The organism is Candidatus Pantoea formicae (genome assembly GCF_011752625.1).
Classification (GTDB): Bacteria; Pseudomonadota; Gammaproteobacteria; order Enterobacterales; family Enterobacteriaceae; genus Pantoea; species Pantoea formicae.
The window spans coordinates 435,909-455,976 of the sequence record NZ_VWXD01000001.1 but is presented as its reverse complement, the minus strand read 5'-3'; the positions used below and the strand labels follow the sequence as shown (position 1 = coordinate 455,976).

Below are 20,068 nucleotides of genomic sequence, written 5' to 3'. Positions count from 1 at the left end.
TATTGCACAAGGTTATCGGCACACTGGCATAACACTTTAGTTTTGTTTAACTCTGAGGGACCTGACATTTTTGGCACAGCATCTGTCTGCTTAAACACAGCCAGATAAGAGCGTCTGATTTACGTTGTTCATCAACACATTGTCTGCCCAACGAGCAGTCCGCATTTCATGAGAGGTAAAGTCGCGATGAACAATCTGCATTACAAAAGCTTGCTGGAAATTGGACGCCTGATTCAGTCTGGCGACATCACCTCCGTTGCTGTCACTGAAGCGCTGCTTGCTCGCATCGACACGCTCGACAGCGACCTGCACAGCTATTTTTATGTGATGCGAGACAGTGCATTAAAACAGGCAGCGGAAGCGGATGCTGAAATTGCCTCTGGCAAACAGCGAGGCCCGTTGCATGGCGTGCCTATTGCGTTAAAAGATCTGATTTGGACCAAAGATGCGCCCACCAGCCACGGCATGATCATCCATAAGGATCACTATCCGGCTGAAGACTCTACTGTCGTGGATCGTTTCCGTGCGGCGGGCGCTGTGATTCTCGGTAAACTCACACAAACGGAAAGTGCCTTTGCCGATCACCATCCTGAAATCACTCGCCCCAATAACCCTTGGGGCAGCGCGCTCTGGACCGGGGTTTCATCAAGTGGTTCCGGCGTCGCCACAGCCGCAGGACTTTGTTATGGATCAATCGGTACCGATACCGGTGGCTCAATCCGTTTCCCCTCCAATGCAAACGGTTTAACCGGCATTAAACCCACGTGGGGACGCGTCACCCGACACGGTGCGTGCGAACTGGCCGCCTCACTGGATCATATTGGACCGATGGCACGTTCCGCTGCGGATGCCGCGGCGATGTTACAAGCGATTGCCGGACGTGATGATAAGGATCATACCTCCAGTAGCGAACCCGTGCCGGATTATCTGGCCTTGATGACGCGTGGCATCAGTAAAATGCGTATCGGTGTGGATAAAGCATGGGCACTTGAAAAAGTGGATGCAGAGACCCGTGCCGCGCTGGAAGCCGCCCTGGCCACCTTAATCGCGCTAGGTGCAACACCGGTAGACATCACCCTGCCCGATACCGAGCAAGCAGCTGCTGAATGGAGTGCGTTGTGTGCGGTGGAAACGGCACTGGCACACGAAGCCACCTATCCTGCGCAGAAGGATCAGTACGGCCCGGGACTCTCAGGGTTGCTCGATCTGGGACATCAGGTGACTGCATTGGAATATCAACGCTTACTGCTGAATCGAGCGGCCTTGCGCGGCGATATCTCCGCGTTGTTCACACATGTTGATTTGATTCTCGCGCCGGCCACTGCTTATGCCGGTTTAACCTGGGATACCATGACCCGTTTTGGTACCGATCAGGCACTGTTTAACGGCGTCCTGCGCTATACCAGTGCATTTGATGCCAGCGGACATCCCACCATCACTCTGCCGTGTGGTATGACTGCGACCGGTGCGCCCATTGGTTTCCAATTAGTGGCTGCGCATTTCGATGAAACCGCGATGATTCAAGCCGCCTGGGCTTTCCAGCAAGTCACTGAATGGCATAAAAAACATCCTGCCTTGTAAATACTACCCATGAAGCCGCACAGCCACCCCGGTGCGGCTTTTTTACCTCTTTATGGCCTGAAAATTGCTTTGTTTATTGTGATTTCGCCCTTTTTCGCCATGTTTAGGGGACGTTGCTATGAAAGAAACTTTCACCACGGATCATTTAGATAATCGCCATCGCTTTGACGCCTGGCGCGACGCTGTCTGTTCGCGCTTAATCAAAGCTGAAGCCCGACAGGTTCAGTCAGGCGCGTTTTCCGGCAGTTTTGGCTATTCCATGCTCGGACACGTTGATATTGCGCACCATGTTTCACAAACCGCCTTGGTTTGGCAACGCACCCCGGAGTGCATTCGTCGTCATCCCAATCATGATTTATATCTCGGTTATGTTCGCTCGGGTCAGGGCACGCTGCGACAGAATGAAAATCAATCTCGTGTAAGTGCCGGGGATGTAGTGATCTATGATGCTGCGACCCCTTTTGATTTCGCAATGGACAATGTGGCGATCAATATCGTGCATTTACCGCGTCAAATGATCGAAAAGGAGGCGCCGGCGATTGCCAGACTGGCGGGTAAAACGCTGGATCTCAGCCGTCCGGGCATGACCTCGCTTAAGCAACTCTTGCAAGAGGCGTTTATTTTCCATGCCGAATGTGAAAACGGTTTTCTGGCCGAACAGTTCGCTAACACCTTGATTAACATGATTTCCGTCAGCGTCAATTTGCAGAAGAGTGATGACGTATTAAAACCCGATCTTTATTCGCGCGTGGTGAGTTACTTGCGGCAGAACTTACAGGAAGCAGACTTAACCATGGCGCAGATTGCCAACGCACACCATGTCTCTCCGCGCACCATCAGCCGAGTGTTCGCTGCACATGGCACCACGCCGATGAATTTTGTCTGGCAGGAGCGATTACTGGCATGCCGCAAAGCACTGGCTGAAGGTAAAGCGCGTAACATTACGCAGGTCGCGTTAGACCATGGCTTCAGCGATATGTCTCACTTTAGCTTGGCGTTCCGCAAGGCGTTTGGCTGCACGCCGAGTAGCCTACTGCGTCAAACAGAATCGTGATTTCTATCCGTACTCATGACAATTTTTGCAACTGATTAAGAACACGTTCAGCAGTGAACTCCAGGCTGCTGCGCGTGTTCATGGCCTCAGTACGCATAAAGTGATAGGCATCCGACTCATCCAGTCCGAAGGTTTGCATCAGCACCCCCTTAGCTTGTGCAAGACGTTCATTTCTCACCTGGCGTTGGTGACGAGCCGCATGTTCAGTGCGCAGTTGCGAATTCTGTTGCGCTGTTTGCCAGCTCCCAATGATTTGCACGATCAAGGCGAAGGGGTTCAGCTCTCGTTCTGCGATGGCGGCCGGTTGTAACTGCAGTAAAAGCGGGAACAACCGCGCATCATGGCAATCCGCTAAGGCAATAACAGGGGTATGTTGGTGTTTAATCGTCTCAAACAGGCGCAGCAACCGTGTTTGATAATGGGTTTCAATCGCCACTAGCAGCACTTGAGTTTCCGCAGGGAACGACGCCTCGGGCGGCCAACTGTGCTGCACCTTGCAACCCAACTGAGTCAGTGAAGCGCAAAAAGCCCGCACGCTTTGAGAATCAGGATGGAAGATGTGCAGCCGGACGCCCGAAAGTGTGGCCAGCAGTGATTGCTCATTCATATTTCACCTGTGTGCTGCCTGATTGAGGAAGCCTCACAGTAGAAGAGTTCAACGATTCACGCTGTGTTGGCGCTGCCGGGTGCTGTGTCAGCCGGGACATGAAAGCGCCTTAACCCTCGCCCGCAGGAAAGAGTTAAGGGGGCGGGTATTTCTATGCATGAAATCCTAAATACTGCTCCGCAACACTGGCGCTGGGTTGGATTCGCGGGTCAATCTGCTGCACGATTTGCCCCTTTTCGATGACATGGATGCGGTCCGAGAGTGCATATAAAAACTCAATATCCTGCTCCACCAGAATGATCGAGATATCCATTTCATGACGCAACCGCTGCAAGGTTTCAATGATCTCCTCACAGATATTGGGTTGAATCCCTTCCGTTGGCTCGTCTAATAACACCAGTTGTGGCTGCCCGCACAGGCAGCGTGCCAGAGCCAACAGTTGCTGTTCACCGCCAGACAGCGCACCACCGGGTTGCGTCAGTAACCGCTTAAGTCGTGGGAAAATTTCCAGCATCTGCTCAATGATCGTTCCTGCACGGGAAAAGTGCTTCACACATCCCATACGTAAGTTCTCTTCGACCGTTAGCAGCGGGAATATTTGCCGCCCCTGTGGCACAAAACCGATACCTGCAGCTGCCCGCTGGTGCGCTTGATAGCGTGTAATATCAATGCCATTCAGCGCAATTGAACCTTGCCATGCCGGCAGCTCCCCCATGATGGTTCTCAATAGCGTGGTTTTACCCATGCCGTTTCGCCCTAATACGCCAGTGAAGGATTTTGCGCCAACAAACAGCTCGGATAAGTGCAATACCGGAATTTTGTTATATCCCGAGACCATCTCTTTAATTTCAAGCATGTTTAATCTCCAGATTGCCGAGATACGCCTCTTTCACCAATGGATTTTGCGTCACCTCGCGAAAACTCCCCTCCGCCAGCACCGCCCCCTGATTAAACACCGTGACCCGTTGCGCGATCATGCTGATGAACTCCATATCATGTTCCACCACCACTACCGTACTCTGCTGGTTGATGGCTTTAATCAGCTGCGCTGTTTTCCGCACTTCCTGAAGCGTCATCCCTGCGGCAGGCTCGTCGAGCAACACCAACTGCGGACGTGAAATCAGGATCATCCCCAACTCCACCCACTGCCGTTGGCCGTGGGCCAGTTCAGACAGCACCGCATCTTGATGGTCACTCAACCCAATGTCCTGTAGTACCTGGTCAATCGCCGCAGGCACGGCCGCTTTCGACAATTTATTGGCGGCGGCCTGCCAGAGATTCTCCCGCACGCTAAGCCCCTCAAACACACTTGGAACTTGAGTTTTAATTCCAATACCCAAGCGGGCAATGTCCCAAGGACGCTTGCCGGATATCACCTGATTGCGATAGCGACACTCACCGCGCGTCGGCGTCACCTGACCACTGAGCATCTTAAAAAAGGTACTTTTTCCCGCGCCGTTCGGGCCGATCAGGCAACGTAATTCACCTTCATGCAGGGTAAAGTCCACTTCTTTCACCGCATGAACGCCACCAAAGCTGACGCCCATCTTGCGGGTTTCCAGCAAGATCGTTGCTGTCATGATTTCACCTCACTCACTGATGCACGCGGGGATGCCGCAGTCGCCGATCGCTTACGTCGCAACAACTTTTGCAATGTTGGCAGTATACCGCCCGGGATCAGCAGTACGAACACCGCCAAAATCACACCCAACACCAGATTGACGTCGACGGTCTGCTGCGCGCCCAACCGTGTGACCATCCACTGCAATAGCACGCAGCTGATGACAGGACCGATCAACGTGCCGCGCCCCCCGACAATTACCCAGATGATGATCTGCGCTGACTGACTAATACTGAACACACCGGGACTGACAAACGCGCCCCAGTTGACATAAAGACACCCTGCCATACCTGCAATCGCCGCACCTATCGCGAAGGTTGCCAGTTTATGAGCAGGCACGTTATAGCCCAGCAGACCTGCACGCTGTTCGTTTTCACGAATCGCCACCACTGTTTTGCCGAAACGGCTGAGCAGTACGAACTTCAATAGCGCATAGCAAAGTGCCAACGCTCCTGCCGTCACCATGAAAATGGCTTCCGGTGGGAGGATCGCATCAGGCTGGAACGGCATATTTAAGGTCGGTACTGAGGGTATCCCATTGAAACCGCCTAACAGCGCGTCACCAATATGATATTCGCTGCCCGAGGTGGAGTTGACCCAGTTGAACAACACCAAACTCACCGCTAACGTAATGGCCCCTAGATAGACATCGCTGACGCCGCCATAGAAAATGACATAGCCCAATAACAGCGAGAACAGGGTGGGTATCAAAATCGCCATCACTACTGCCCAGGTTGAATCGCCCCAGTTGATGGCGCACACCGCGTAGGTATAAGCACCCAAGCCAAAAAAAGCGGCCTGACCAAAGCAGAGAATGCCGCCGTAGCCCCAGATAAACGCCAGACTGAGCGACAGCAATCCCATCACTAAAAATACGGTGATGGAGAGCAAGGTATAGAGTTCAATGGCACCTGACAGCCAGAACGCCAGCAGCACCATCACGGCCGTACTGAGCAAGATGCGAACGTGTTTTGAAAACAGTTTCATTACAACGATCTCCTGAAGAAACGGCCGGTAATGCCTTGCGGCAGCAGGCGCAGCAGCACAACCGCACTCAGCAGCAGAGCAACGGCGCCAAATACCGGTGTGGAGAGGTAGGTCACCAGTTGGGAAATGGTGCCAAAGAGCGTAGAGGATGAGAGCGTTCCGGCGATGATCGCGCTGCCCCCCCCAATGACCGTGATAAAGGCTTTGGCAATAAAGCTGACGCCAATGGTCGGAATTACCCCCGTTATAGGGGCCAGCAGCGCCCCACCCAGTCCCGAAAGCGCCGTTCCGAGACCAAAAGTGAGGCTGTAGATTTTACCCGGGTTATTGCCTAATGCTGCCGCCATACGCGCATTTTGCATCGTGGCACGTGCGCACAATCCCAGCGTGGTGAAGCGCAGCAATAGCCACAGCGCCCCCACCAGACACAGTGCAAACACAATCATGAAAAGTGAGTAGCCGCTGGTGCTGTAGCGGCCGATATTGACGCTGGGCAGCGGCGAGCTGATGCCCAGCGTGGTGTTACCAAACAACATGGTTGCCGCACCAATCAACGCCAGGCTCAATCCCCAAGTCGCCAGCATGGTGTCAATCATGCGGCCATAAAGATGGCGAATGATAACGCGCTCAATCACCATGCCAAATATGCCAACGCTTGCCGGTGCAATCACCAGCATCGAAATCCAGATCGGCACGCCAAAATGATTGGTAGCGAGTATGGCGCTGTAACCGCCCAGCATCATAAACTCGCCATGCGCCATGTTGACGATTTTCATCATGCCAAACACCACCGCTAACCCCAGGCTCATGATCACCAATACCGCGATGGCATTGAGCACTTCAATGCTGTAGATAATTGACAGTTCCATGCCTATCTCCTGTCAGAGCTCGATCTGATATTGTTTGGTATCACGCGGGTTTTTCTTGAGATCGCACACCATGGCGGTATCGACCGGTGCCTGATCGGTGAACGTCTCCAGTATCTTCATCTGATGGTTTTCCACCTCGGCGATGTGCACATCCAACGAACAGTGGTGTGTGGCCGGATCGACGCTCAGTTTCCCGCTCGGTGAGGTAAGAGAAATGCCGGATTCCAAGGCTTCAATCACCTTCATACGATCGATATCCCCTGCCTTTCGCACCCCTTCGGCCCAGATCAGCATGCCCTGATAGGCGCCCATCGCCAGATCGCTGATGTAGGGAGTATTGGCGCCATAACGCGCATGGAATTTTTCGACAAACGCCTTATTCTCGGGCGACGGGATCTCCTGCATATAGTTGGCACACACCAGGATACCGTTGCTCTCTTCCGGTGACAGGATGATATGTTCGTTACCTCCGCCGAACACCGTTGAAGCAATTGGGATCTTGCTGCTCATACCCGCAGCATGCCATTGGCGATAAAAGGAGATGTGCGCGCCGCCAACCAGAGCCGACCACACCATGTCGGGTTGTGCACTTTGGATTTTGGAAATCGCTGCACCAAAATCGGTCACGTCAAGCGGGAAAAATTCGACCGTCATCACCTCTCCACCATTGTCATGAACCGACTTCTTCACCCATGACGAGACGATCTGGCCGTAGTTGTAATCGGCTGCCAGCACGTAAACCTTCTTACCCCACTTTTTCATTGCGTAGGGCACCAGCTTTTCCACGGTTTGCGCTGGGGTCGAGCCAGAGGAGAAGTAGTTACGATCACACACGCCGCCTTCATACTGCGCAGGATAGAAGTAGAGAGAACGAAAACGATCCAGCACCGGTCGAATCACTTCACGTGAAGCGGAAGTAATGCCGCCGTGAACCACCGCGACTTTATCTTTCAGGGCTGCCTGTTGGGCATATTGCGCATAGAGTTGCATGTTAGATTGCGCATCATAATTGATGATTTGCAACTGCCGGCCCAACAAGCCTCCTGCAGCGTTGATCTCTTCCGCAGCGAGGTTAATCGCATTCGACATTGGTTTGCCGTAGATATCCAATCCACCAGACAGGTCAAGAATACTTGCCACTTTAATGGCGTCTTTGCTGTCTGCGGCGAACGTTAATTTCGGCGCGATGCCCGCGGCTAAACCTAAAGCTGAAACAGCAGATCCCTGAAGAAATGAACGACGACTAATAGCCATAGCACCCTCACAATGAAGTTAATGGATTTAAAATTGGAATATTCCGGAGGTCGGAAGGAAAAAACTGAGAACAGCAGACAGCACTGGCTGCATTTACTTAAGAAAAGAGCCGCAACGTTGGGGCACATTTAGAGATTAGCAATATGCGGGCCACATTTAACGTCTCATTTAAAATAATCATAAAATGAGGCTCAAGGCGCAGCACTCATAACCTGTCGGCATTTGAATTTATTAACCCCGCCAAAACATTCTGCACTCTTAAATAGCATCGAGCACTCATTCAGTGCAAATAAGTAACGTTAGAACATCCTGTCTGATAAAACACAGCAGATGGCAGTTTGAACAAAGATATAAAAAGCAGTTTGATTAACGTCAATAGTGCAGCCAGCTCTTTTACTTGTCTAAATATTGAGGAACCGCTATGTCGGACCATTCGGTATTGCCATCTGAAGCCGCGTTGAAAATTCGCGCTATCCAATCGCTATTATCTGAAAAAGGCTTTCTGAGCCAAGACGTCACTGACACTATCGTTGACTACTTTGAAACCAAAGTTGGTCCTCGAAACGGTGCACAAGTCGTTGCCAAAGCCTGGCGAGATGCCGATTTCAAAGCTCGCTTACTGGAAAATGGGCGCGAGGCTGTTAATGAACTGGGCTTTTCTGGCTTCGAGGGTGCAACCCTGCATGTTCTCGAAAACACAGACGAAGTACATAACGTGGTGGTATGTACACTCTGCTCCTGTTACCCCTGGCCAGTACTGGGTTTACCTCCTATATGGTTCAAATCGCCCCCCTATCGTTCACGCGTGGTAATCGACCCGCGCGGCGTGTTGGCTGAATTCGGTACGGAGATTCCTGCCAGCAAAGAGATTCGCGTCTGGGATAGCAACGCAGAAATTCGCTATTTCGTGCTCCCGCAACCACCTGCAAACAGCGAGACCTTAAATGAAGTTGAGTTGGCAGCACTGGTGACGCGCGATTCTATGATTGGCACACGTCTTCTCTAAGGGGATTACAGTAATGAATAATATCCATGATTGTGGTGGCATGCAGAATTTAGGCCCAATAGAGATTGAAATCGATGAACCTAATTTTCATCACTCTTGGGAAAAAGATATTTTCGCCACCACGCTGGTTTTTTTCATGAGTGGAAAGATCGTGCTTGACGATTTTCGCTACGAGATTGAAAAAATGCCGGTCACTGAATACTTACAATCCACTTATTACGAACACTGGTTATTCGCCATTGAACAATTAATGTGTAAGACCGGTGTATTTACCGCACAGGAATTACAGCAACGTCTCGCCGAACTATCTGCCTGAGGACACAACATGAATACTTATACACCACAGGGATATCTCGATTTAATTACCACGCCACCGAATTATCATCGTCCCGTCGATGTTACACCGGAATTCCAACCCGGCGATTCCATAGTGACTCACAATCTTAATCCGCTGCTGCATACACGTTTGCCCCGTTACGCGCGCGGCAAGAAAGGAGTCATTGTGGCTAATTATGGTGCCTGCGTATTTCCCGATGCACTGGTAGCCGAACAGCAGGAGAAACCGCAGTTTGTGTATTTAGTGAAATTCAGCAGCAAAGAACTGTGGGGCGAAAGCAGTGAGAATTTTAGCGTCCATCTTAGTATTTGGGCCGACTACATTCTTGGCAAAAGCGAGGGGGCTGCACATGGATGAATTGAACGCAATTATCACCCAAGTCAGTGAGGCCGATCCGAGCTTTGCACAGCCATGGGAAGCTGATGCTTTTGTCATCGCGGTGGCACTTTCACAGCGTGGATATTTCACCTGGTCGCAGTGGGTAGAGCAATTTGCCAGTGAAATACGTGATTTCCCTCAGCGCAGTGATGAAAATGCGCATACTGCTTACTATCGTCAGTGGCTGTGCTGCCTGGAAAAAATCCTCGCACAGCATCACCTGATTCAAATGTCGGAACTTTTGATTCGCGAAGAGCAGTGGCGTCAGGCCTTTCTCAACACACCACACGGCAGTCCCGTTGATTTGGCCGCCGCCACTTGCTCGCCCGAACATCCGCACACTCACCATCATCACCATCATGATCATCACCACGACTCGCAGCCGGTGATTCAGCCCCTGCGCGTGTTTAGCGCACTTTGTTGATTAATCAGGAGCATTTATGAAGGTGATGAGTAACCGGCAAAAGGGGCTGGCAGTCATTGGCAGTGCGGTATTGTTTAATATAATGGTCATCGGCACAGCCCTGATGACCTTTCAACAATCACCCACCGCATTGAGTGTTGCACTGCTGGCATACCTGTTTGGTTTGCGCCACGCTGTTGATGCCGACCACATTGCTGCTATCGACAATGCCACCCGAAAATTGAGCAATGAGGGTAAAGGCGCTTTCACTGCAGGTATGTGGTTTTCACTCGGCCATGCCTCAGTGGTGCTGATTGCTTGTCTGGTCTTCGCGTTAACTACCCAACCCTTGCAACAGATGTTTCCTGGCATAAAGGAGATTGGCGGCTTATTCAGCACGCTGATATCCGGTGCTTTTTTACTGTTGCTGGCCTGGGCTAATAGCCGGACATTATGGCTGTGCTTTAAAAAGCGCCAACGGCTGATAAGCAACCTGCTGCCACTGCCAGATGAAAGTCACCATTATGGTGTTCTGACCCGCCTATGTGCTCCGCTGTTCCGTCTGGTGAGTAGGAGCCATCATCTGTTTTTGATCGGTTTCCTATTCGGCATCGGTTTTGACACGGCCACCGAAGTCGCGATTTTTGGTATATCCGCTAACCATGCTGCTGGAGGGGAAGCCATGTTGCACATCATGTTGATGCCCCTGTTATTCACCGCAGGCATGATGTTGATTGACAGCACCGACGGCGTGATGATGTTGAAGCTATACCGCTGGTCGGCGTTTGATCCGCTGCGAAGCGTCAACTATACGATTGCCATCTCATCCCTGTCGATATTGGTCGCCTTCGCGATTGGCTGCTATGAGGTCTCGACGGTATTTCAATTCAACAGGTTATTCTCACCAGCGCTGGATAGCATGATGGAATTAGTGATAAGTCAGATGGGGTGGGTACTGATAGCCAGCTCAATTTGCGTATGGCTGCTTTTCTTACAGCGAGCCAAACGACAACCTCTGGAAACAGATTGAAGCCCAGCGACACCTTGTTAACAGGATGTGTTCAGGTAAAAGCCGCCATGATTTTGCAAACATTCTGCTAAATCCGCTTTTACCGAAACATGATGCCGAATAGCAAATACACCATTGAAATTAAGAATCATTCTCACTAAGGTATTTTCCACTTTTTATCCCTACAAGGAAGTGGTTGAATATCATGGTAAAGCATAACTGTGCCCGCTCGCTGTTGAGCACATTAATTGCAACAGCGTTACTGATTCCCGCCGTACAGGCCGATGAAACCCAGACGAAAGAACATCCCACGAGTGAAGTAGAGCAGCAGAAACCTCTCAAAATTTCAGATAAGAAAAGTGATAGCGAAAACACCTTAGTGGTTACCGCCAGGGAGCAAACATTACAGGCTCCGGGAGTTTCTACCATCGATAGTTCAGCCATAAAAAAACATCCAATCCAGCGTGATGTTGCGGAAATCATCCGCACCCAGCCCGGTGTGAACCTCACGGGTGACTCGAATAGCGGCCAGCGTGGCAACAACCGCCAGATTGATATCCGCGGTATGGGACCGGAAAACACCTTAATTATGATCGACGGCATGCCAGTGAGCAGTCGTAATTCGGTACGCTATGGCTGGAGCGACGAGCGTGATACACGCGGCGATACCAACTGGGTGCCACCTGAAATGATCGATCGCATTGAAGTGATTCGCGGTCCTGCAGCAGCCTTATACGGCAATGGTGCGATGGGGGGTGTGGTCAATATTATTACCAAACCTGCGACAGATGAGTGGCATGGCAATTTTAATACCTACTTCAACGCCCCCCAGCATAAAGATGAAGGCGCAACCAAACGCTACAACGCCAGTTTAAGCGGCGCGCTGGCAGATAATCTCACCTTGCGGTTATACGGGAACTGGAATAAAACCCAAGCCGATGCGCAAAATATTAACGAAAGCCATACTACTCCACGCATTGGTTCTTATGCTGGCAGTTATCCCTCTGGTCGCGAAGGGTTTATCAATAAAGATATTCACTCTGCGCTACGCTGGGAATTCATGCCACGGCAAGCACTGGAACTGGATACGGGTTTTAGCCGCCAGGGTAATCTGTATGCAGGTGATACACAAAATACCAACAGCAATGCCTTGGTGAAAAAGTATTATGGCAAAGAGACCAATGTGCTTTATCGCCAAACCCTGAGCCTGAAATATACCGGCGCGTGGGATAACGGTGTCACGACGAATAACTACGTGCAGTTTGAAAAAACGCGCAACACGCGACTCAATGAAGGTTTGTCCGGGGGCATCGCGGGGATTTTCAGCCCGTCGAATGAAGGCTTCTCGACCATTACGCTGTATGACACCAACCTGCATTCCGAGGTCAATATCCCGTTTGATGCGTGGGTCAATCAAACCCTGACACTCGGCGCGGAGTACAACCATCAGGCAATGAGAGATCCCTCTTCTAACACGGAGTCCACCAGTTCGGGCGGCTCAATCATCGGGATCTCAGATACCAATCGTAGCCTTTACAGCTCTGCGGATATTTATGGTGTGTACGCTGAAGATAATATCGAACTGACTGATACGACTCGATTGACTCCAGGCCTGCGTTTTAATCATCAAAGCATCAGCGGTAGCAACTGGAGCCCCGCACTTAACCTCTCTCAAGAATTGGGTGATGATTTTACGCTTAAGCTAGGTGTTGCCCGCGCCTGGAAAGCACCTAACCTCTACCAAACCAATCCAAATTACCTGCTGTTCAGTAAAGGCCAAGGGTGCTACTCCGCAGGCTCGGGTTACTGCTACCTGCAAGGCAACAGTGATTTGAAAGCAGAAACCAGCGTCAACAAAGAGATCGGCATTGAATATCATCACAATGATGTGCAAGCCGGTCTGACCTGGTATCGCAATGATTATCACGACAAAATTGAAGGCGGCTATAACCCGGAATACAACAACGGCACTGCCGATGTCTACAAATGGGAAAACGTGCCGAAAGCCGTGGTGCAAGGTCTGGAAGGCACGCTGAACTTCCCGATTACTGATTCGTTAAAAATGAACAATAATTTCACTTACATCATTGATAACGAAAATAAATCCACCGGCGATTATCTGTCGATCATCCCGAAATACACCATCAATTCGACGCTGGATTGGCAGGCAACGGAGGATCTCTCCGTGCAAGGGACATTGACCTGGTACGGCCGTCAGAAACCGAAAAAACTGAACTACCAAGGGGAACCCACCTCTGGCAGTGAACTACGTCAGGTGTCGCCTTATGCCTTGGTGGGGATGAGCGCGACCTATAACGTGACGAAATATCTCGATGTCACCGCCGGCATCGATAATATCTTCGACAAACGCCATTTCCGTGAAGGCAATGCGCAAAGTACCGGCAATGCCACTACCGGGGCTTATCTGTGGGGCGCGGGCGCAAACACCTATAACGAATCAGGCCGGACATACTTTATGCAGTTGGGCATGCACTTCTGATTCGTCACTCAGCGGCCACCCTTAGGGTTGGCCGATACTCTTTTGTGGTGCGCATCAATGCGCACTGTCAAACCAAAGCATTAGGATTGCAATGCGACATCGATTTTCTTTTGTGAGCCGACACACTACGGTGCTGCTGCTGTTTTTCAGCGCCATTTTCAGCGTCCACGTATTTGCCCGTCCAGATATGACGCCGCTGGGGCCGAATATCGCTGATAAAGGCTCAGCGTATTATCATTTTTCAACCCAGACGTTTGATTCTGCGGATGGCAATCGACACTACAAAGTGTGGGTTGCTCACCCCGATAAAGCGCCCCCCGCTTCGGGCTATCCCGTCATCTACATGCTGGATGGCAATGCGGTCATGAATAAGCTGTCAGAACCTCTGTTGCAGAAACTGTCTGAGGGTAATCCACCTTTGCTGGTGGTCATCGGTTATCAAACCACGCTGCCTTTTGATGTGAAGTCACGCACCTTTGATTACACACCGCCTGATAAAGAGCACGGCAGCGTTGGCTATACCTTCAGTCGGGGGCGTGCGGGCGGTGGCAGTGTGGCTTTTCGTACCTTGCTCGAGCAACAAATTGCGCCTGCTGCAGAGAAAGGCGTGAAAATTAATCAACAGCAGCGCGCGCTGTGGGGGCACTCCTATGGCGGTTTATTTGTGCTGGATAGCTACCTCTCTTCATCTTTTTTCTCCCATTACTACGCTGCCAGCCCGTCTATTGGTCAGGGATTTTTCTCTCTACTCAGCCAGTTACAAGGGCTACAAACGCAACAGGTTGGCGTAAAGCAGCTCACGCTGATGGAAGGCAATGGTGATGTGCGTCGCGATCCTAACACCGCTAAACCCGACGTACTGCGCGCGGTGCAATCTACGGTCAATCGGATGGCCGCAAACGGCTTAGTGGCGCGCTATCAGCTCTATCCGGGACTTTCACATGGTCAGATGTTTGGCGCATCACTGGAGCACACGTTAAACACCGTTGCACAGCAAGAGTCGCCATAAACGGCGACATCGGGACGTAATGGCGCTCACTTAAGCCATGCGTGTGTATTTAACCCGGTACGCATCAATGCGTACCCTACGAAAACCGCCCTTTACCTCGTAGGGGCGCCATTTATGGCGCCCAAAACAGTGAGCTGAACCTTGCAGGTGCGCATTTGCGCACCTGGCCTTAATTAAAGAACTTAATATCCGTTGGCGTGGAAATCTTCGCCGCATCACCTGCGGCTTTCAGTTCGCCGCTATTCGCATCGAAATGGAACAGGGAAATATTGTTGGTAAATACGTTCGTCACGTAGAGATATTTGCCACTGCTATCGAATGCAAACGCACGCGGCTCAATACCCTTGGCTTTATAGCTCATCGGCTTGCCTAACATGCCATCTGCTTCAATTTTAAACACCAGCAATTTATTATCTGAACCACGGTTCGCCGCAATAACAAATTTACCGTTCGGGCTTAAGATAATCCCCCCACCGCTACGATATGCTTCACTGTTATTCTCGCTATTCAGCTTGATATGGGCAGCAGGTTCCAGACGATCCTGTTTAACGGCAAACACCACAATTTCACCCGCCATTTCAGTAGTGACATAGGCGTGCTGACCATTAGGTGCAAACACCATGTGGCGCGGTCCTGAACCTGCAGTGAAATTCACATCACGCGCACTGTCAGCTTCAAGCGGTTGTGCTTTGTCTACGTGATAACGATAGGCGTGCAGCTTGTCCCCGCCGAGGTCAGCGGCATACAGATACTTACCATCATGAGTAAAGGTGGTGGAGTGTGCATGTCCACCGTCCTGACGCCCTTTAACTGCCCCGGTACCGTGCTCAAAGGCAAAATGCTGAACCTGCTCGCCCAGTTTGCCATCGTGATGAATCGGGAAGACTGACACACCCGCTCCGCCTTTTGCCACGGAGTAGTTCGCTACAAACAGGAACTTGCCGTCCGGGCTGATGGTCGCATGCGTCGGCTGCTGTCCATGACTGTCCACCACATTCAGCACCTGCACCTTGCCACTTCTATCAATGCTTAGCGCGGTCACCGCACCGGCGTTCTCTTCATTAGTGGTATAGGCGAAACGTCCATCGCGGGATTTCACAATCCACGACGGGCTTTTCATTTTGATCACATCGAGTGGCGTCAACGTACCGTCGCTGTTCACCTTCAGGCGATATAAACCTTCGCTGGGATGATCGGGTTTCTGCTCTAAAGGCGCATCTGGAATCGACGTCCAGGTCCCCACTAATGCTGTTTGATGATGTTCCGCGGCATTTGCCATAGTGCTCCCCACCAGTGAAAAAACAGCTAGGGATAATGCCATGGTTATGTTTGTGGCTAAACCGCTGCGCACGGCTTTTTTATTTCTATTCATTTTAGTACCCCACCATAATCGGAATGTTTAACGACTATAGTGGGATTGATTTGAATAGCGTCAGGCTAAGGTGACCAGCTTCACAATATAGCAGATTAAAATTTAGGAAATCGTGCCGTTTAATTCTGCCTCATCACGATTCAAGGTAAATATCTGCCAGCTCACCTGATTGGCATGCAGGGTAAATACCGCCGTCGCCAGCGTATTCTCTTCATCTGGATCACAGGGCGAGAGGCGATAAATCGGCAATACGGCATCATGCTGATCGGAAAGAATCTCTGTTGCCGCCGCGCCATTAAGATGAGATTGCGTCTCCAGCCAAGCAATTAACCGTTGTTGGCGTGAGCGGGAACTGTCTGTGATGACCTGATCAACCGCATCAAGTTGCGGGTGGATCAGGTGATTAGCATGGGCAAAAACTGCGTTCAAGGGTGTGACCGAACAGCCTGAGCCTGTGGCTTCGACACTAAACAGACGGCTGTCGCCCATTTGACCTAGCGTATGGTGAAAGGCCCCCGCTCTCGGTATTGCCGTCAGAGTGCTGATGGCTTCGTCTAAGGTTGCCGCATTGAGCGCGGCTCGCGCCTGAATCTGGCGTGGCATTCCACTCGGACGCTGCACGGCGCGAATATTATTCACCGTGTTCACCACGCCTTTTTCGTTAACGGCAAAGGTATGCCCGCAAATCGAACCTGGATAAGCAAAACTGGTGAACGCCAGCCCCTCATCCGGGGTAATCGTCACGATGGCGCAGTCATCACGCAGCTGTGGGAAACCGTCTTCATTGTGCGCAATAATCAACTCACCCTCAGCGCTTTTTCCCGCCACCGTGGTACAGCCATCAGAGGTTGAGAGCACCAAATCGCCACGACAGTTCCAGGCAAACACCTCATCAATCGGTGCCCCCAAGCCCTCGGCTAATCCCTCCAGCTCCTGCCAGATCAGTGGATACTGCGACTGCACGAGCGAGCGCATACTCAGAGTCTGTGCGGCGTCCTTCATGGCGGTCACGGTTTGCCACAACGCCGTTTGCGTGATTTTTGCATGCCATGCCTTACGACCAAACGCACCAAGCTGATGACCGACTGCAAAAGCGGAACCACGGATTGCGAGTTTTTTCATATTGTTGGTTTCATTAAGATTGTATCCGATGAATCTGGTACCGGCGTCTGTGCGCCGTTCATTACCATCGAGAGAAAACTGTAATAACCATTGATGCCTATCAGATCTACCACGCCCTTTTCGCCCCATAGCGCGATGGCTTGATGCCAGGTGGTATCACTGACCTTTTGCTGCTGATGCAACTGTTGGCAAAAGTGATAAATCACCCACTCATCCGGTTGGAGATCCTCAGGTAGATGCTTCTCATTGATCGCCTGCACCGCTGCGGCAGAAATGCCTTTTTCGCGGGCAATCGGCGCATGAATCGCCCATTCAACCGGCTGCGACCAGTGCCGGGCGGTCATCAAAATCGCCAGCTCTGAGAGGCGCTGCCCTAGCGCACTGCGATAACGTAGGTATTCCCCCATGCGCTGTGCGTGTGCCATTAACTCGGGGCTGCGCAATAGCGGCTCGAAGGGTGGCAGCAGCGCACCGCGCGGCCCATTGATAATCTCTTCAGCTAATGCGCGCTGCTGATCGTCCCACTCATGTTCCGCCAGTGGCGGCAAACGATTGTTCATAATTTACTCGTCTCTTCGCGAATCACGGTGTTCAGTGTATCCACCACGAAGTCGAGTTGGTTGGCCGTGATGATAAACGGCGGTGCGATTAAAATATGGTCGCCATATTGGCCGTCTATCGTTCCCCCCATCGGGTAGACCATCAACCCACGCGACATACAGTTGGCTTTAATCGCCGCATGCAGTTTCAAAGCCGGTTCGAACGGTGTTTTACTGGCTTTATCACGCACCAGTTCAACACCTGCAAATAAGCCACGTCCGCGCGTATCCCCCACATGAGGTAATTCGCCCAGCACTTCATGCAGTGCCTTTTGCAAGTAAGCGCCCTGCTGCTTGACGGCCTGCAACAGGTTATCGCGTTCAATCACCTGCTGAACCGCCAGCGCGGCGGAAGCGGCGGTGGCATGGCAAATGTAAGTGTGGCCGTGCTGGAACAGCCCGCTGCCAGCTTGCAGTGCTGAGACAATTTTCTCGCTCGCCAATACGGCGCCGATCGGCTGATAGCCGCCCCCCAGCCCCTTAGCGATGGTCACCAAATCGGGCACCACATCATCTTGCTCAAACGCATGCAGCGTGCCGGTGCGTCCCATGCCACACATCACTTCATCGGCGATATACAGGATGCCGTATTTGTCGCACAGGCTGCGAACCCCCTTCAGATAGCCTGGCGTGGGTGGCGTAGCACCGGTCGTCGCACCCACCACGGTTTCTGCACAGAAACCAATAATGGTGTCAGGACCCGCCTCAATGATGGCCTGTTCCAACTCTCTGAGCAGACGCTCGGTATATTGCTGCTGGGTTTCGTCAGCGCGACGATCGCGGTACTCATTGCAGGCTGAAACGCGGATAACATCGATCAGCAAGGGGGCAAACTGGCGGCGACGCCATTCGTTGCCACCCACGGCTAACGCACCAAGGGTATTGCCATGATAGCTCTGTTTGCGGGCGATAAATTTGGTACGTGATGGCTGACCGATCTCAACGAAGTACTGACGCGCCAGTTTGAGTGCGGTTTCAACCGCTTCAGAACCGCCAGAGACGAAATAAGCATAATTGAGATCGCCAGGCGCGGTGCGCGTCAGCTGTTCTGCCAGTTGCTCGACGGTGTCACTGGTGAAGAAGCTGGTGTGGGCATAAGCCAGTTGATCGATCTGACGGTGCATCGCCGCCAGCACATCAGGATGCGCGTGACCTAAACAGGAAACGGCGGCACCACCGCAGGCATCAAGATACTGTTTTCCTTGTGCATCATAGATGTATGCCCCTTGCGCGCGGGCTGCCACGGTGGGCGTACTGCGCAAACTGCGGTGAATGATATGGCTCATGCTAGGTCCTGCTCCTGAATACACTGTATTAATGAAGTGCATCTTGCAGGATTCATTTGGATCACGTCAACGCAATTGTGATTCAAATGCATTCTGTTTTCTTATGACAGATACAAATGAATCATTTATCAGGATTTGCCTGGCACCACGTAAGCTCCTGAATCAATCAAATAGCGTTCGGCGTTTTCGATTTTTGTGACAGCATCACGACCGTGGCGAGCCACCAGCATCGCCAGCAGGCACTCCGCCAGCCCCATACCGGAAACCACTGAAGGGAAAAATGACGGGCTGTCGATGGAGAACAACAACGTGCAATCAGCGGCCTGTGCTAACGGTGAAACGGGCGAATCTGTGATGGCAATGATTGTCGCACCCGCTTGCTGGGCTGCGTGCAAGACATCCAACGACTCGCGCGAATAGGGCGCAAAGCTGGTGAGTAAGACGCAATCTTGTGCGGTTAACTCACGGGTGAACACCTCAATGTTGCTTGCTAGTCCATCGATCATCGACACCTGCCGATTGAACAGTCGATAGACATAAAACAGCGACCAGGCAATAGGAAAACTGGCGCGGAAGCCGCAAATGTAGACATTATCTGCTGCGTCCAACAGCGAAACAGCCTGCTCCATCGCCAGATGGTTTTCATTCTGTGTAAAGGCCAGATTCGTCTGATGCGCCTGAAACACCTCTTCATACAGTTGTGGCTGGGTGCCTTTGGCGATCAATTTCTCGGCTTTGGATACGTATGTATCATTGCGCAGTCCAAGATCATCAATGAAAGCGTCTTTCAACTCGCCCCAGCCGTTGTAACCTAAACGTTGCGCTAAGCGCAGCAGCGTAGCGGGTTTCACTCCGGCCTCCAGCGCGAAGGCACGCATGGATAGCACCACCAACTGATTGGTATTTTGCAGCGAGAATTCAGCGGCGCGTTGCAGTTCAGGTGACAACACACTGAACTGGCTGACAATATTTTCCCGAAGATTCATGGTGTTTGGTCGTTAATGGCAGATGGGTGCATATAAACACAATTGCAGCGATGTGAAAACCAGGTGTGAGAGATCGCGCAATTCTTTC

At 51.6% G+C, this 20,068-nt stretch carries 20 protein-coding genes; 9 read left to right on the top strand and 11 right to left on the bottom strand.

The window, feature by feature from the left end; translation table 11 throughout:
* Positions 1–168: 168 nt before the first annotated feature.
* Together F3J38_RS02335 and F3J38_RS02330 are read left to right on the top strand one after the other, a co-directional pair.
* Complete coding sequence (locus F3J38_RS02335) at positions 169–1,581, top strand: amidase (protein ID WP_240155872.1); 1,413 nt, start codon at positions 169–171, stop codon at positions 1,579–1,581.
* 118 nt (positions 1,582–1,699) lie between these two features.
* Entirely contained in the window at positions 1,700–2,635 is a 936-nt protein-coding gene (locus F3J38_RS02330; protein WP_167134739.1) for a helix-turn-helix domain-containing protein, read from the top strand.
* A gap of 13 nt (positions 2,636–2,648) precedes the next feature.
* Here F3J38_RS02330 and F3J38_RS02325 read toward each other — a convergent pair whose 3' ends face one another.
* The 6 genes from F3J38_RS02325 to F3J38_RS02300 all read right to left on the bottom strand — a co-directional run bounded on the left by F3J38_RS02325 (position 2,649) and on the right by F3J38_RS02300 (position 7,973).
* The gene (locus tag F3J38_RS02325) at positions 2,649–3,242 is read right to left on the bottom strand and encodes an ANTAR domain-containing response regulator (protein WP_167134737.1); all 594 of its coding nucleotides are present in this window, start codon (positions 3,240–3,242) and stop codon (positions 2,649–2,651) included.
* 151 nt (positions 3,243–3,393) lie between these two features.
* Positions 3,394–4,098: an ABC transporter ATP-binding protein gene (locus tag F3J38_RS02320; RefSeq protein ID WP_167134735.1), complete on the bottom strand. Its 705-nt coding sequence runs from the start codon at positions 4,096–4,098 to the stop codon at positions 3,394–3,396.
* Positions 4,091–4,822: an ATP-binding cassette domain-containing protein gene (locus tag F3J38_RS02315; protein WP_167134733.1), complete on the bottom strand. Its 732-nt coding sequence runs from the start codon at positions 4,820–4,822 to the stop codon at positions 4,091–4,093. Before F3J38_RS02315 ends, F3J38_RS02320 begins: the two co-directional genes overlap by 8 nt.
* Positions 4,819–5,850: a branched-chain amino acid ABC transporter permease gene (locus tag F3J38_RS02310; protein WP_167134731.1), complete on the bottom strand. Its 1,032-nt coding sequence runs from the start codon at positions 5,848–5,850 to the stop codon at positions 4,819–4,821. The genes F3J38_RS02315 and F3J38_RS02310 overlap by 4 nt, the downstream gene beginning before the upstream one ends.
* On the bottom strand, positions 5,850–6,719 hold the full coding sequence (locus F3J38_RS02305; RefSeq protein ID WP_167134730.1) for a branched-chain amino acid ABC transporter permease: 870 nt from the start codon (positions 6,717–6,719) through the stop codon (positions 5,850–5,852). Before F3J38_RS02305 ends, F3J38_RS02310 begins: the two co-directional genes overlap by 1 nt.
* A 12-nt stretch (positions 6,720–6,731) precedes the next feature.
* Positions 6,732–7,973: an urea ABC transporter substrate-binding protein gene (locus F3J38_RS02300; protein WP_167134728.1), complete on the bottom strand. Its 1,242-nt coding sequence runs from the start codon at positions 7,971–7,973 to the stop codon at positions 6,732–6,734.
* A 421-nt stretch (positions 7,974–8,394) separates the two neighbouring features.
* Between F3J38_RS02300 and nthA the strand changes: the two genes are divergently transcribed.
* The 7 genes from nthA (at position 8,395) to F3J38_RS02265 (ending at position 14,615) form a co-directional block, all read left to right on the top strand.
* Positions 8,395–8,979 (top strand): nitrile hydratase subunit alpha, encoded by a 585-nt coding sequence (nthA, locus tag F3J38_RS02295; RefSeq protein ID WP_167134725.1) that lies wholly within the window; start codon positions 8,395–8,397, stop codon positions 8,977–8,979.
* Between the two features lie 13 nt (positions 8,980–8,992).
* A complete protein-coding gene (locus F3J38_RS28345) occupies positions 8,993–9,295 on the top strand; it encodes an SH3-like domain-containing protein (protein WP_084931720.1) in 303 nt (100 codons plus the stop codon).
* Positions 9,296–9,304: 9 nt separating this feature from the next.
* Complete coding sequence (locus F3J38_RS28340; protein ID WP_167134723.1) at positions 9,305–9,673, top strand: SH3-like domain-containing protein; 369 nt, start codon at positions 9,305–9,307, stop codon at positions 9,671–9,673.
* Complete coding sequence (locus tag F3J38_RS02280; RefSeq protein ID WP_167134722.1) at positions 9,666–10,118, top strand: nitrile hydratase accessory protein; 453 nt, start codon at positions 9,666–9,668, stop codon at positions 10,116–10,118. Before F3J38_RS28340 ends, F3J38_RS02280 begins: the two co-directional genes overlap by 8 nt.
* A 16-nt stretch (positions 10,119–10,134) precedes the next feature.
* The gene (locus tag F3J38_RS02275) at positions 10,135–11,127 is read left to right on the top strand and encodes a HoxN/HupN/NixA family nickel/cobalt transporter (RefSeq protein WP_167134719.1); all 993 of its coding nucleotides are present in this window, start codon (positions 10,135–10,137) and stop codon (positions 11,125–11,127) included.
* Between the two features lie 184 nt (positions 11,128–11,311).
* A complete protein-coding gene (locus F3J38_RS02270; RefSeq protein ID WP_167134717.1) occupies positions 11,312–13,606 on the top strand; it encodes a TonB-dependent siderophore receptor in 2,295 nt (764 codons plus the stop codon).
* 91 nt (positions 13,607–13,697) lie between these two features.
* Positions 13,698–14,615 (top strand): alpha/beta hydrolase, encoded by a 918-nt coding sequence (locus F3J38_RS02265; RefSeq protein WP_167134715.1) that lies wholly within the window; start codon positions 13,698–13,700, stop codon positions 14,613–14,615.
* 169 nt (positions 14,616–14,784) lie between these two features.
* Here the strand turns inward: F3J38_RS02265 and F3J38_RS02260 are convergent, their stop codons facing one another.
* The 5 genes from F3J38_RS02260 to F3J38_RS02240 all read right to left on the bottom strand — a co-directional run bounded on the left by F3J38_RS02260 (position 14,785) and on the right by F3J38_RS02240 (position 19,980).
* The gene (locus F3J38_RS02260; protein WP_167134713.1) at positions 14,785–15,894 is read right to left on the bottom strand and encodes a lactonase family protein; all 1,110 of its coding nucleotides are present in this window, start codon (positions 15,892–15,894) and stop codon (positions 14,785–14,787) included.
* A gap of 195 nt (positions 15,895–16,089) precedes the next feature.
* On the bottom strand, positions 16,090–17,109 hold the full coding sequence (locus tag F3J38_RS02255) for a C45 family autoproteolytic acyltransferase/hydrolase (protein WP_167134712.1): 1,020 nt from the start codon (positions 17,107–17,109) through the stop codon (positions 16,090–16,092).
* A complete protein-coding gene (locus F3J38_RS02250; RefSeq protein ID WP_167134710.1) occupies positions 17,106–17,669 on the bottom strand; it encodes a carboxymuconolactone decarboxylase family protein in 564 nt (187 codons plus the stop codon). Before F3J38_RS02250 ends, F3J38_RS02255 begins: the two co-directional genes overlap by 4 nt.
* Positions 17,666–18,994, bottom strand: coding sequence for an aspartate aminotransferase family protein (locus F3J38_RS02245; RefSeq protein WP_167134709.1), 1,329 nt, complete (start codon positions 18,992–18,994; stop codon positions 17,666–17,668). Before F3J38_RS02245 ends, F3J38_RS02250 begins: the two co-directional genes overlap by 4 nt.
* 128 nt (positions 18,995–19,122) lie before the next feature.
* A complete protein-coding gene (locus F3J38_RS02240) occupies positions 19,123–19,980 on the bottom strand; it encodes a MurR/RpiR family transcriptional regulator (protein ID WP_167134707.1) in 858 nt (285 codons plus the stop codon).
* Positions 19,981–20,068: the final 88 nt, after the last annotated feature.

What these genes read in the sequence shown, in the direction of transcription:
- F3J38_RS02280 (WP_167134722.1), top strand. Translation starts at nt 9,666, where the DNA reads ATGGATGAATTGAACGCAATTATCACCCAAGTCAGTGAGGCCGATCCG.
- F3J38_RS02265 (WP_167134715.1), top strand. Translation starts at nt 13,698, where the DNA reads ATGCGACATCGATTTTCTTTTGTGAGCCGACACACTACGGTGCTGCTG.
- F3J38_RS02330 (WP_167134739.1), top strand. Translation starts at nt 1,700, where the DNA reads ATGAAAGAAACTTTCACCACGGATCATTTAGATAATCGCCATCGCTTT.
- F3J38_RS28340 (WP_167134723.1), top strand. Translation starts at nt 9,305, where the DNA reads ATGAATACTTATACACCACAGGGATATCTCGATTTAATTACCACGCCA.
- F3J38_RS02275 (WP_167134719.1), top strand. Translation starts at nt 10,135, where the DNA reads ATGAAGGTGATGAGTAACCGGCAAAAGGGGCTGGCAGTCATTGGCAGT.
- F3J38_RS02255 (WP_167134712.1), bottom strand. Translation starts at nt 17,109, where the DNA reads ATGAAAAAACTCGCAATCCGTGGTTCCGCTTTTGCAGTCGGTCATCAG.
- F3J38_RS02250 (WP_167134710.1), bottom strand. Translation starts at nt 17,669, where the DNA reads ATGAACAATCGTTTGCCGCCACTGGCGGAACATGAGTGGGACGATCAG.
- F3J38_RS02310 (WP_167134731.1), bottom strand. Translation starts at nt 5,850, where the DNA reads ATGAAACTGTTTTCAAAACACGTTCGCATCTTGCTCAGTACGGCCGTG.
- F3J38_RS28345 (WP_084931720.1), top strand. Translation starts at nt 8,993, where the DNA reads ATGAATAATATCCATGATTGTGGTGGCATGCAGAATTTAGGCCCAATA.
- F3J38_RS02300 (WP_167134728.1), bottom strand. Translation starts at nt 7,973, where the DNA reads ATGGCTATTAGTCGTCGTTCATTTCTTCAGGGATCTGCTGTTTCAGCT.
- nthA (WP_167134725.1), top strand. Translation starts at nt 8,395, where the DNA reads ATGTCGGACCATTCGGTATTGCCATCTGAAGCCGCGTTGAAAATTCGC.
- F3J38_RS02335 (WP_240155872.1), top strand. Translation starts at nt 169, where the DNA reads ATGAGAGGTAAAGTCGCGATGAACAATCTGCATTACAAAAGCTTGCTG.
- F3J38_RS02320 (WP_167134735.1), bottom strand. Translation starts at nt 4,098, where the DNA reads ATGCTTGAAATTAAAGAGATGGTCTCGGGATATAACAAAATTCCGGTA.
- F3J38_RS02245 (WP_167134709.1), bottom strand. Translation starts at nt 18,994, where the DNA reads ATGAGCCATATCATTCACCGCAGTTTGCGCAGTACGCCCACCGTGGCA.
- F3J38_RS02270 (WP_167134717.1), top strand. Translation starts at nt 11,312, where the DNA reads ATGGTAAAGCATAACTGTGCCCGCTCGCTGTTGAGCACATTAATTGCA.
- F3J38_RS02315 (WP_167134733.1), bottom strand. Translation starts at nt 4,822, where the DNA reads ATGACAGCAACGATCTTGCTGGAAACCCGCAAGATGGGCGTCAGCTTT.
- F3J38_RS02325 (WP_167134737.1), bottom strand. Translation starts at nt 3,242, where the DNA reads ATGAATGAGCAATCACTGCTGGCCACACTTTCGGGCGTCCGGCTGCAC.
- F3J38_RS02240 (WP_167134707.1), bottom strand. Translation starts at nt 19,980, where the DNA reads ATGAATCTTCGGGAAAATATTGTCAGCCAGTTCAGTGTGTTGTCACCT.
- F3J38_RS02260 (WP_167134713.1), bottom strand. Translation starts at nt 15,894, where the DNA reads ATGGCAAATGCCGCGGAACATCATCAAACAGCATTAGTGGGGACCTGG.
- F3J38_RS02305 (WP_167134730.1), bottom strand. Translation starts at nt 6,719, where the DNA reads ATGGAACTGTCAATTATCTACAGCATTGAAGTGCTCAATGCCATCGCG.